The sequence below is a fragment of the Streptomyces vastus genome (genome assembly GCF_039532825.1).
Taxonomy (GTDB): domain Bacteria; phylum Actinomycetota; class Actinomycetes; order Streptomycetales; family Streptomycetaceae; genus Streptomyces; species Streptomyces vastus.
The window spans coordinates 109,670-121,535 of sequence record NZ_BAAASJ010000019.1 but is presented as its reverse complement, the minus strand read 5'-3'; the positions used below and the strand labels follow the sequence as shown (position 1 = coordinate 121,535).

Sequence of the window (11,866 nt, the reverse complement as noted above, 5' to 3'; positions counted from 1 at the left end):
GTCCCGCCGATCGGAGGTGGAAGAAGAGATGAGCGGTATTCCGGACGTCGGCGTTGTCCCGGAGCCCGAGGACTTCCGTAGCCAGGCCCGGCAGTGGCTCGCCACGGTCGCCCGGCCCCGCGCCGCCGACGAGGAATGGGGCAGCGGCTCCGACTCCGTCGCCGTGTTCGAGAACTGGACCGGGGAGCAGGAGCGCGAGCACACCGCCCGCATCCAGGAGTGGGAACGCACCCGCTACGACCAGGGGTGGGGCGCGCTCAACTGGCCGAAGGCGTACGGGGGACGTGGACTGCCCGCGTACTACGAGCAGCTCTACCGCACCGAAGAGGCGGCCTTCGACGTACCGCACCGCACCGAGGTCTTCCCGGTGACGCAGCAGCTCGTCGCCCCCGCGATCGGCATCTGGGGCACCGAGGAGCAGAAGGAGCGCTGGCTGCGGCCCATGCTGCGCACCGACGAGCTGGCCTGTCAGCTGTTCTCGGAGACCGAGGCCGGATCCGACCTCGCCGCGGTGCGGACCAGGGCGGTGCGTGACGGCGATCAGTGGGTGCTGACCGGGCACAAGGTGTGGACCTCCGGAGCTCGCGTCGCGACCTGGGGTGTCGCGGTGTGCCGCACCGATCCGGACGTACGCAAGCACGCCGGCATCACCGTCTTCCTGGTGCGCATGGACGCGCCGGGCGTGACCGTACGGCCCATCCAGCAGATGACCGGCGGCACCAGCTTCAACGAGGTCTACCTCGACGGTGTAGTGGTGCCCGACAGCGACCGGCTCGGGCCGGTCGGCGAGGGCTGGCGGGTCACGCTCAGTGTGCTGGCCGCCGAGCGGCTCGACTCCGGCAACCTCGGCCTTGACAACGCCGACCGGGCGCTGGAACTGGCATGGAACCTGCCCCGTCCGCTCACCGGCAGCGAACAGCAGCGGGCCGCCGACCTCCACATCCGCACCCTCGTCCAGCGGCTCATCGGGCTGCGGGTGACCGCGGCCCTCGTCGCCGGACGCGAGCCCGGCGCGGAAGCCTCGGTCGGCAAGCTCTACGCCACCGAGACCATGCGGCGCACCAGCGATCTGGTCTCCGAACTGCTGGGGCCCAGCCTCGTCGCGGACACGGGGGAGTGGGGCACCTACGCCTGGACGGAGCACCTGCTCGGCGCACCCGGCTACAGCATCGCGGGCGGCACCGACGAGATCCAGCACAACATCCTCGCCGAACGCGTCCTCGGTCTGCCCAAGGAGCCGGCCCGATGAATAAGGAGCATGTCCGATGAGCACGGCCACCCAGGTGCCCGAGCTGTCCGTCCGGGTCCGCGACCGGCTCGCCCGCCGCCATCCGGGCGCCCCGATCGGCGAGTTGACGGTGCTGCCGGGCGGCCACTCGGGGCTCACGTACTCCGTCACGGCCGGGGCTCACAGGTACGTCGTCAAGGCAGTGCCTCCGGGGCAGCGGCCCGTCGGACGCAACAACGTGCTGCGCCAGGCGCGCGTGCTGGGCGCGCTGGCCGGGTCCGTGGAGCAGGTGCCGGTGCCGGGGGTCGTGGACGTCGACGAGACCCAGCCGGCATGGTTCGCCATGGACTTCGCGGTCGGCGAGGCCGTCGAGCCCGTACTCGACGAGCCCGAGGTGCCCGCCGCCACGGCCCGCGCCCGCATGCTGGAGATCGCCTCCGTCCTGCGGCGGCTGCACGCCACCGACACCCGTACGCCTGGGCTCGACGCGCCTGAACCGCTCGACGTGGCCGGTGAGTTGGAGCGGTGGAGCCGTACCCTGCACGCCGTACCACCGGAACTCCGGCCCGGCGGCGAGGAGTTGCTGGCTCGCCTGGCCGCCGACGTGCCCGGCGGCATGCCACCGGTTCTGCTGCACGGGGACTTCCGGCTCGGCAACGTGCTGTGTGACGGCAAGCGCGTGGTGGCCGTCGTCGACTGGGAGATCTGGAGCGTCGGCGACCCGCGCATCGACCTCGGCTGGTTCCTGCTCTTCGCCGACCACCGCAACTTTCCCCAGCTGGGGCGCGCCGTGCCCGGTCTGCCCAGCGAGGCCGAACTGCTGGACGCCTACCTCGGCGGCCGGCCCGCGCTGCCCGCGATGGACTGGTTCCGGGCGCTCGGCCGCATGAAGATGGCCGCGATCATGGGCCACAACCTGCGCCGGCACCGCGAGGGCAAGCACCACGACCCGGACCAGGAGCGACTGCCGCCCACCATCGCCGCGATGATCCGCACGGCACGCGACATCCTCGGCTGATCCGGCCCGACCACACGAATCCCGGACGAATCCCGGACGAATCCCGGACAGGAGCAATCGTGGATTTCGGATTCTCGCCACGGGCGAGTGAACTCCAGGACCGCATGCGGTCGTTCATGGAGCAGCATGTCTTCCCCGCGGAAGCGGTCTACGACCGGCAGCTCGCCGAAGGGGACAACCCGCACGCGCTGCCGCCCGTGATGACCGAGCTGAAGGAGAAGGCGCGCGCCGAGGGTCTGTGGAACCTCTTCATGGCGCACGGCGACTGGGGCGCGGGGCTCACCAACCTCGAGTACGCGCCGCTCGCCGAGCTGGCGGGGCGCTCTATCATCGGCCCCGAGGTGTTCAACTGCTCGGCGCCCGACACCGGCAACATGGAACTGCTCGCGCTGTACGGCACTCAAGAACAGCAGGAGCGCTGGCTGAAACCCCTGCTGGACGCGGAGATCCGCTCCTGCTTTGCCATGACCGAGCCGGAGGTCGCCAGCTCCGACGCCCGCAACATCCGCACCCGCATCACCCGCGACGGTGACAGCTACGTCGTCAACGGCCGCAAGTGGTACACCTCCGGGATCCTCGACCCCGACTGCAAACTGATCATCCTGATGGGCAAGACCGACCCGGACGCGCCCACCTACCGGCAGCAGAGCATGCTGCTCATCCCGCGCGACACGCCGGGCGTCACGGTCCTGCGCGACCTGCCGATGTTCGGCTACACCGACCGGCTCGGCCACGGTGACGTGCTCTTCGAGAACGTCACCGTGCCGGTGGAGAACATCCTCAGGGGCGAAGGAGAGGGCTTCGCGCTCGCCCAGGGACGGCTCGGCCCGGGGCGCATGCATTACGCGATGCGCGCCGTGGGCTTCGCCGAACGCGCCCTCCAGCTGATGTGCGAGCGCGCCACCGAACGCACCGCCTTCGGCGGGCCGCTCGCAGACCAGGGCGTGGTGCGCGAGTGGATCGCCCGCAGCCGCATCGAGATCGAGCAGCTGCGCCTCCTCGTCCTCAAGTCCGCCTGGCTGATGGACACCGTCGGCAATGCCGCCGCACGCATGGAGGTCGCCGCGATCAAGGTCGCGGCGCTGGAGGTCGCCCACAAGGTGGTCGACCGCGCGGTGCAGGCCCACGGCGCGGCAGGCGTCAGCGACGACACCGTACTGGCCCGGCTGTACGCCATCACGCGGGCGCTGCGCATCGCCGACGGCCCCGACGAGGTGCATCTGCGGACGGTGGCCCGCCAGGAACTCGCCAAGTACCGCAAGACCGGTCCGAAGAGCGAGCACCGGACGACCGACACGAAGGCAGGAGCAGCGTGAGCGCCAGCACCCTCGACGGCAAGGTCGCCGTCATCACCGGTGGATCCCGCGGCATCGGCCTCGGCATCGCGACCGTCTACCGGGCGGCCGGCGCGCACGTGGTGATCGCGGCCCGCAAGGCGGCCGGACTCGCCGAGGCGCGCGAGGAGTTGCTCCGCGTCAAGGGCGACGGCGACGTGCACACCGTGGTGGCCAACGCCGGCGAACCCGAGCAAGCACAGGCCTGCGTCGACGAGACCATGTCCCGCTTCGGCCGGGTCGACATCCTCGTCAACAACGCTGCGACCAACCCGTACCACGGCGATCTCCTCGACCTGGACCTGCCGCGCGCGGAGAAGACCGTACGCGTCAACCAGTACGGCATGATCGCCTGGACCCGCTGCGCGTGGCGGGCCTGGATGGCCGAGCACGGGGGAGCGGTGGTCAACATCGCCTCCGTCGGCGGGCTGATCGTCGACCCGCACATCGGCTACTACAACGCCACCAAGGCCGCCATGCTGCACATGACCCGGCAGCTCGCCTACGAACTCGGCCCGCGTGCACGGGTGAACGCCATCGCTCCCGGTCTGATCAAGACCGAACTGGCGCGAGCGGTGTGGGAGGTACGCGAGCCGATCCTCACCGCCAAGCTGCCGCTGCGGCGCCTCGGCACGGTGAAGGACGTGGCGAACGCGGCGCTGTTCCTGGCCTCCGACGCCTCCTCCTGGATGACCGGTCAGACTCTGGTGCTCGACGGCGGCGCGACCGCCCTGCCGATCGGGGTGGACGAGTGAGCGCGCCGCCGGCCGCCGCCGAGCTGTTCTCGCTTCAGGACAGGACGGCCCTCGTCACCGGCGCCTCCGCCGGGCTCGGCGCACGCTTCGCCGCCGTCCTCGCGCAGGCCGGCGCCACCGTGTTCGCCGCCGCGCGCCGCATCGACCCGCTGAAGGAACTCGCCGACTCCGACGCCCGCATCCACCCCGTCGCCTGCGACGTCTCGCTCGCCGCCGACCGTACGCGGCTGGCCGAGACCGCGCTGGCCGCCACCGGCCGCATGGACATCCTGGTCAACAACGCGGCCACCTCCGGCGAGACCCGCGCCGAGGACGAATCCCCGGATGCCTTCGCCGACGTCCTCGGCGTCAACCTCACCGCGCCCTACCACCTGGCCCGCCTCACGGCCGAGGCACCCGGTGACACGGGCGGCAGGAGCATCATCAACGTCTCCTCCATCCTCGGTCTGGTGACCGCCGCCCCGCTCGGCGGCGCGAGTTACTCGGCGTCCAAGGCCGGACTGATCGGCCTGACCCGCGAGTTGGCCGGACAGTGGGGTCACAGCGGCATACGTGTCAACGCGCTCGCCCCGGGCTGGTTCCGCACCGAGATGACCGCAGGCCTCTTCGGCGACGAGCGCTCCAGCCGCTGGGTCGAGCGAAACACCCTGCTGGGGCGCGGCGGCGACGGCCATGAACTCGACGGCGCGCTGCTGTTCCTCGCCTCGGACGCCTCCTCGTACTGCACCGGACAGGTGCTGACCGTCGACGGCGGATGGACCGCGCGATGAGCGCCGGCACGACGAGGGTCGGCATCGAGATCGACGACGGCCTTGCCCGCGTCACCCTGCGCCGGGGCGAGGCGGGCAACGCCATCGACCTGGACATGGCGCGCGGACTGCTGGACGCGGCGCGGGCCTGCGCACGTGAGGCCGTACGGGCCGTGCTGCTCACCGGCGAGGGGAAGTCCTTCTGCGTCGGCGGTGACCTCAGGGACTTCTCGCGCCTGTCCGGCGAGGCGCTGGAGAAGCACCTCACCGCGGTGACCGACGCGCTGCACGACGCCCTGCGTACGTTTGCCGCGGGCGACGCGCCCGTGGTGGCCGCCGTGCAGGGAGCCGTCGCGGGCGCGGGCATCGGCCTGGCCGCCGCCGCAGATGTGACCCTCGCCGCCGACAACGTCTCGTTCACCGCCGCGTACACCGGTATCGGTTACTCACCGGACGCCGGAGTCAGCTGGTTCCTGCCCCGCCTCGTCGGCCACAAGCGAGCTCTGGACCTGCTGCTGACGAACCGTCGGATACCTGCGGCGGAAGCCGCGGACATGGGACTGGTGAGCCGCGTCGTCGCCCACGACCGACTGGCCGCCGAAGCAGCGCGCACGGCAGAGGCCCTGCGCGGTGGCCCCACCGCCGCCTTCGGGGCCACCCGTCGCCTCGTCGCCGCCGGGTTGACCGCGGACCTCGGTCCCCACCTGGACCGCGAGGCCCGTGCGCTCGCCGCCGCGGCCGCCTCCGACGCGGGCCGTGAGGGCGTAGCCGCCTTCCTCGGCAAGCGGGCGCCCGACTTCACACGCGTCCCGCCCAGCAGCTGAACCCGTACCCGAAACCCCCTGGAGCCCACCGTGTCGGAAGCATTCATCGTCGGAGCCGTCCGCACCCCCGTCGGCCGCCGCAAGGGCACGCTCAGCGGCGTGCACCCCGCCGACCTCGGCGCACATGTGCTGCGCGCCCTGCTGGAACGCACCGGTGCCGACCCGGGCGCCGTCGACGACGTGTACTTCGGGTGCGTCAGCCAGCTCGGCGCACAGACCGGGAACATCGCACGCACCGCCTGGCTGTCGGCGGGGCTGCCGCAGCACGTCCCCGGCACGACCATCGACCGCCAGTGCGGTTCTTCCCAGCAGGCCGTTCACTTCGCCGCCCAGGCGGTCGGCTCCGGCGCCGCCGACCTGGTGGTCGCCGGTGGTGTGGAGGTGATGAGCCTGGTGCCCATCGCCAGCCCGATGTACGTCGGCGAACAGGCCGGCATGGGCAGCCCGTTCGCGGGGAACGGCTGGCGCGAGCGCTTCGGGGACCAGGAGGTCTCGCAGTTCCGCGGGGCCGAGCTGATCGCCGAGAAGTGGGGCATCTCGCGTACGGACATGGAGCGGTTCGCGCTCACCAGCCACCAGCGGGCCCTCGCCGCCCAGGCCGACGGCGCCTTCGACGACGAGATCACCCCGGCCTTCGGGCTCACCGCCGACGAGGGCCCGCGCGCCGACACCACCCTCGAGAAAATGGCCGGCCTGAAGACCCTCACCGAGGACGGCCGGCTGACCGCCGCCGTCTCCAGCCAGATCTCCGACGGTGCGGCCGCCCTGCTGATCGCCTCCGAGGAGGCGGTGCGCCGTCACGGTCTGACCCCGCTCGCGCGCGTGCACACCATGGCCGTGGTCGGCTCCGATCCGATCCACATGCTCACGGGTCCGATTCCCGCCACCGAGAAGGTCCTGGACGAGGCCGGGCTGTCGATCGGCGAGATCGATCTGGTCGAGATCAACGAGGCTTTCGCCTCCGTCGTCCTCGCCTGGCAGAAGGAGCTCGGCGCCGCCCCGGAGCGGGTCAACGCCTTCGGCGGGGCCATCGCGCTCGGGCATCCGCTCGGCGCCACCGGTGCCCGGCTCATGACCACGCTCGTCCACCAGCTGCGCAGGACCGGCGGACGCCATGGTCTGCAGACGATGTGCGAGGGCGGCGGCATGGCCAACGCCACCGTACTCGAGCGCCTTTGACCGAAGTCGATTGGCAACTGAGTTCAGCTTGGGGCTACTCTCGGGTACGGACCAGGTGGGCGGCAGCCAGGAGACAGGCAGATCATGGGGACAAAGATCGTAGAACCGGAAGCGGGACCCAGGTCCAAGCGCGCCGCCATTCTGGCGGCCGCCGTCGACTGCTTCGGCGAGACCGGCTTCGAGGCCACCAAGTGGTCCACCGTGGCGGAGCGGGTCGGCATCGGGCAGACCGCGTTGTACCACTACTTCGAGTCCAAGACCCACTGTCTGCTCACCATCATGCGGCTGGAACTCCAGCGTTCCCACGACAAGTTCACGGAGGCGACCGCGGACGCCGCGGATCCGGTCGAGGCGCTCCGGTCGGCCGTACGGGCGGCGTACGACGTCTCGGACCACGAGGTTCTGCAGATGCGCATTCTGCAGAACCACATGGACCTGCTCTCGGGCCCGCGCAAGTCCAAGCGGGAGGAGGCGGAGCGCGTCGCGGCCCGCCAACTGGTCCAGCTCGTCGAGCGGGACTGGACGAACCTGCTGGTACGGGGCATGTCCCAGGGCGCGTTCCCGCTGCGGGACGCGCAACTGCTGGGCGCGAGCGTGCTCGGCCTGATCGTGAGCGTCTGGCGGTGGTACCGGCCGTCGGGGCCGACGCCGCTGTCGGAGGTCAGCGAACTCATCGAGGGCGCCTGCGTGCGGATGGTCGCCACCTGATGCCCTGAGCGGCTGTCGGCTTCTCCAGTCGGCTTTCCTGCCCCCTGGTGGACATCCGTCAGGGGGCTTTGTCGTGCCCGCTTCCGGCACCGCGCTACCGCCGCGGAAGCTTCGTGACGCACTATTGCCAGGCCTGTTTCCACGGGATTACCATCCAAACTGAATTGAACTTGGCTCAGGTTGATCTGAAGAGGGTTCCTATGGCGTTGCGTGACTACATGGCCAGCATGGACAGCCGGCATCCGGAGCGGACGCTGGACCTGCTCGAACCCGATTTCCGCTTCCTCATCGCCCTGCCGGGCAAGGAGGTCATCGGCAAGTCCAGGGAGGACTTCGCCGCGTACATCGCGGGCCGCAATCCCGTGGACCGGGCGCACGAGATCCTGCGTTACAGCCGGGACGGCGACGTAGAAACCGTCTACGGAGTGGTGACGGAGGGCGGGCGGTACTGCGGCTCCTTCCTCTCAGCCGCGGTCGTATCGCCCGGCGGACTCCTGGCGCGCTACCAGTCCTTCTTCACCACTTCCTTCGAGCTCGTCGACTGGTCCGGGCAGGCCGCGAGCGAGAGGAGCCGGACATGACCGACACCTCGACCGCGGCCCCCTTCCTCACCGCCTGGTTCGAGATCCTCGATGGGGACGAGCCGTCCCGGATCCTCGATCTGATCAGCGACGACTTCTCGCTGTCCATCCTCTTCTCCACCGGCGACGGCAACGCCACCGACTTCGCCGGGGACCGCGCCGCCCTCGTGGGCTACCTCGAACAGCGCGAGCGGGGCACCCGCACCCACCACCGGCTGTCGGCGACCACGCTCGGCCAGGACGAGCTCTTCCTGGGAGAGGTGCGACGCGCAGGTGTCCCTGAGGCGAGTTTTGTCGCCGCCGGGCGGGTGAACGGAGAGGGCCGGCTGCAGCGCCTGCTGATCGGACGCTCGTCCGAGATCCGCTTCACCTGACCGCGTGCGTCCGACCGACCACGTACGACTGACCATGTACGGAGGACCGTCATGTACAACCTCGTCCTGTTGGCAGCTCGGCCTCCGGAGTGGACGCACGAGCGGTTCATCGAGTGGTGGCGCGGAGACCACGCCGAGCTGACCTACCGCCTGCCCGGACTGCGCGCGTGGCGGCACACCGAAGTCGACGCCGCTCTGGAGCCGCGTTCCGAAGGCTGGGACGGGATCTCCGTGCTCAGCTTCGACTCCCCGGAGGACCTGAAGAAGGCCCTCGCGAGCCCCGAGTGGGCGGAGGCCGTCGCACAGGTCGGTGACATGAAGGGCCGCCGCATCGCGGTGATGGGGCACGAGGCGGAGATGTTCGCCGCCTGAGGCGCCTGGACCGACCGGTCCCGGTCCACCGGCACAGCAGGCACCGCAGCGTTCAGTAGACGGAGTTCGGCACAGCGCAGCGAGGGACGAGATGCGACAGGTAGTGCGGGAGTTCCAAGAGAGGGCGGACGAGGCCGACTTCGTTGCCGTCATCGATGACACGGGCAGCCATACGGCCCGGCAGTTGCTCGACGAGGCCACACGGCTGGCCGGGGCCCTGTCCACCGGCACGGCCGGCGGAGCGGGCGGCACGGTCCTGGTCCAGGCGGACAACTCATGGCGTACTGTCGCCGCCACCCTCGCCGTGGGCCTGAGCGGCGGGGTGATCGCGGTGGTCAATCGGCACACCACACACGCCGAGTTCACCGCGGCCTGGGAGGACATCCGCCCGGACGCCGTCGTCGCCGAGCCCTCGGCGATGGAGGAGTGGGCGGTGACCGAACGGCTGCCGGGCCCGGCGCAGCCGGTGCTCGACGGCTGGCAGTGCCTGTCTGCTCCCGGTGAGCGCGAGGTGTCGCGGTGGTCGGGCGGTGTCCTGATCGGCCTCACCTCAGGGTCGACCGGGCGGCCCAAAGGCGTCGTCCAGTCCGAGCAGGCCCTGCGCTATGCCGCCACGAGCACCATGACCGTCAACGGCCTGTCGCCCGGCGACGCCGTCGCCGCGATCGTGCCGCTGTCGTCGACGGCGGCGTACTGCTTCGGCGTCTACCTCTCCCTCCTGCTGCGCGGGCCACTCGTCATGACGGGGAAGTGGGACCGGGCCGTCGTACTGCGGAGGATGGCCGAGGCCGACGTCCGCTGGACCATGTGCGTACCGACCATGGCGCTGCAGATGGGCGCCGAGGCGGCCGGCTCCGGCATCCTTCGCGGTGTCCGGTCGATCACCGTCGGCGGCGGACCCATGGACCGCGGAGCCCTGGCCCGGGCCGAACAGTCCCTGGGCACGAAGATCCTTCGCGTCTTCGGCATGTCCGAGTGCCTCGGCCACACCTCGCCGAGCCCCGACGAACCCGAGGAGATCCGGCTCGGCAGGGACGGCCGGCCCTTCCCGGGGACGGACGTGCGCGCGCTCACCCCTGACGGGTGGGTGGCCGGGCCGGGCGTGACCGGACGGGCGCAGGTGCGCGGCCCTTCCCTCTTCCTCGGCTACGCCCGCGACGGCAGGGTCGATCCGCCGGCGCTGACGGACGACGGCTACCTGCCCACCGGCGACCTGCTGATGACCCATGAGGACGGCACCATCAGCATCATGGGCCGCGAGAAGGACATCATCATCCGAGGCGGACGCAACATCGACATCACCGAGATAGAGCGCGCGGTCGCCAGTTACCCGCGCGTGGCCAGGGCCTGTGTCGCGGCGGTTCCCGACGACGTCCTCGGCGAACGCGTGGCGCTGCTCGTCGTCACCGAGAACGGAGGAGGCATCGACCTGGCCGAGGTGACCGGGCACCTGGAGGGTGTCGGCCTGTCCAAGACGAAGTGGCCCGAATTCGTGTACGGCGTCGAGGAACTGCCCCAGACCAAGGTGGGAAAGCTCGACCGGGGCGGAGCCCGGGACCTTGCGGTCAGACTGCACGCCCGTACGTCCGATCAGGGCGACCGGACTGACCAGGTCTGACGAGGCAACTCATTCGTGAACTGCGCCGCCACGACGCCATCCGGGGTCATCCACGGCGGTGTATCAACCAAGGAGGATCATGACAACGCGGTTCGACCAGGGCCCGTGGGCCACAGCCGGGGTCCAGACCGTACAGCCCGGGGTGCACCGCGTTCCTCTGCCGCTTCCCAACGACGGCCTGCACGCCGTCAATGTCTACCTGCTGGAAGACCTGGCCGACGACGGCGGCATCGTCATGATCGACGGCGGCTGGGCGATCCCCGAGGCGCGCAAGGCGCTGGAGGAGGCGCTGGCCGCCATCGGCCGCGACCTCGGCGACATCAGCCACATCCTCGTCACCCACATTCACCGCGACCATTACACGAACGCGGTGGAACTGCGCCGGCTGCTGGGCTCGCGCGTCTACCTCGGCGCCGGTGAACGCCCGGGCCTGGAGATGCTCGACCGACTGCGCAGCGACGAACCCGCCGGTTCACTGGAGACCCTGCGCAGGGCAGGCGCCGGCGAACTCGCCGACCGTATCCAGGCGATGGACCACGGTGGTTACGACCCGAGTGTGTGGGAGGCCCCCGACCGCTGGCTCGCCGCCGAGACGCTCCGCTTCGGCGAGCGCGAACTGCATGTCGTACCAACTCCGGGACACACCAAGGGACATGTCGTCTTCCTGGACGAGCAGCGGGAGCTGCTGTTCTCCGGGGACCACGTCCTGCCGCACATCACCCCGTCCATCGGTTTCGAGCTGGCCGAGCCGGGCGGCCGGCCGCTCGCCGACTATCTGGACTCGCTACGGCTGATGAACCGTTACGCCGACGCCCGACTGCTGCCCGCGCACGGGCCGGTCTCCGACAGCGCGCACACCCGGGTCGCCGAACTGCTCGACCACCATGACGACAGGCTGGCCAAGAGCCTGACGGCGCTGGGCGAGGACACGCTCGACGCCCACGCGGCGGCGCGCAAGCTCGGCTGGACGCGCCGGGCGGTACCGTTCGGCGAGCTCAGCGCCTTCAATCAGATGCTCGCGGTCAACGAGACGGCGGCGCACCTGGATGTCCTCGTGCTGCGGGGGCGGGCGACGGTGGCGTTCGTGGGCGGCGTGAACCAGTACAGGCGCGTGCGATGACACCAC

Annotated in this window: 13 protein-coding genes; all 13 read left to right on the top strand. The window is 70.7% G+C overall.

The features are described from left to right. Window positions 1-28: 28 nt before the first annotated feature. Window positions 29-1,249, top strand: coding sequence for an acyl-CoA dehydrogenase family protein (locus ABD357_RS07965; protein ID WP_344388549.1), 1,221 nt, complete (start codon window positions 29-31; stop codon window positions 1,247-1,249). 16 nt (window positions 1,250-1,265) lie between these two features. Continuing rightward, window positions 1,266-2,246: a phosphotransferase family protein gene (locus ABD357_RS07960; RefSeq protein WP_344388547.1), complete on the top strand. Its 981-nt coding sequence runs from the start codon at window positions 1,266-1,268 to the stop codon at window positions 2,244-2,246. A gap of 59 nt (window positions 2,247-2,305) precedes the next feature. Further along, window positions 2,306-3,562, top strand: coding sequence for an acyl-CoA dehydrogenase family protein (locus tag ABD357_RS07955; protein ID WP_344388545.1), 1,257 nt, complete (start codon window positions 2,306-2,308; stop codon window positions 3,560-3,562). Next, window positions 3,559-4,335 (top strand): SDR family oxidoreductase, encoded by a 777-nt coding sequence (locus tag ABD357_RS07950; RefSeq protein ID WP_344388543.1) that lies wholly within the window; start codon window positions 3,559-3,561, stop codon window positions 4,333-4,335. Before ABD357_RS07955 ends, ABD357_RS07950 begins: the two co-directional genes overlap by 4 nt. Further along, the gene (locus ABD357_RS07945) at window positions 4,332-5,105 is read left to right on the top strand and encodes an SDR family NAD(P)-dependent oxidoreductase (RefSeq protein WP_344388541.1); all 774 of its coding nucleotides are present in this window, start codon (window positions 4,332-4,334) and stop codon (window positions 5,103-5,105) included. The genes ABD357_RS07950 and ABD357_RS07945 overlap by 4 nt, the downstream gene beginning before the upstream one ends. Continuing rightward, on the top strand, window positions 5,102-5,908 hold the full coding sequence (locus tag ABD357_RS07940) for an enoyl-CoA hydratase/isomerase family protein (protein WP_344388539.1): 807 nt from the start codon (window positions 5,102-5,104) through the stop codon (window positions 5,906-5,908). The genes ABD357_RS07945 and ABD357_RS07940 overlap by 4 nt, the downstream gene beginning before the upstream one ends. Window positions 5,909-5,938: 30 nt before the next feature. Next, a complete protein-coding gene (locus ABD357_RS07935) occupies window positions 5,939-7,087 on the top strand; it encodes an acetyl-CoA C-acetyltransferase (protein WP_344388537.1) in 1,149 nt (382 codons plus the stop codon). An 84-nt stretch (window positions 7,088-7,171) separates the two neighbouring features. After that, window positions 7,172-7,795, top strand: coding sequence for a TetR/AcrR family transcriptional regulator (locus ABD357_RS07930; RefSeq protein ID WP_344388535.1), 624 nt, complete (start codon window positions 7,172-7,174; stop codon window positions 7,793-7,795). A 200-nt stretch (window positions 7,796-7,995) separates the two neighbouring features. After that, on the top strand, window positions 7,996-8,376 hold the full coding sequence (locus ABD357_RS07925; RefSeq protein WP_344388533.1) for a nuclear transport factor 2 family protein: 381 nt from the start codon (window positions 7,996-7,998) through the stop codon (window positions 8,374-8,376). Further along, entirely contained in the window at window positions 8,373-8,750 is a 378-nt protein-coding gene (locus ABD357_RS07920; protein ID WP_344388532.1) for a hypothetical protein, read from the top strand. Before ABD357_RS07925 ends, ABD357_RS07920 begins: the two co-directional genes overlap by 4 nt. A 51-nt stretch (window positions 8,751-8,801) precedes the next feature. Continuing rightward, window positions 8,802-9,122 carry an EthD family reductase gene (locus tag ABD357_RS07915; RefSeq protein WP_344388531.1) on the top strand — a complete coding sequence of 107 codons (321 nt, stop codon included), beginning with the start codon at window positions 8,802-8,804 and terminating at the stop codon, window positions 9,120-9,122. Between the two features lie 91 nt (window positions 9,123-9,213). After that, window positions 9,214-10,740 carry a class I adenylate-forming enzyme family protein gene (locus tag ABD357_RS07910; RefSeq protein ID WP_344388530.1) on the top strand — a complete coding sequence of 509 codons (1,527 nt, stop codon included), beginning with the start codon at window positions 9,214-9,216 and terminating at the stop codon, window positions 10,738-10,740. 79 nt (window positions 10,741-10,819) lie between these two features. Beyond that, on the top strand, window positions 10,820-11,860 hold the full coding sequence (locus tag ABD357_RS07905; RefSeq protein ID WP_344388529.1) for an MBL fold metallo-hydrolase: 1,041 nt from the start codon (window positions 10,820-10,822) through the stop codon (window positions 11,858-11,860). Window positions 11,861-11,866: the final 6 nt, after the last annotated feature.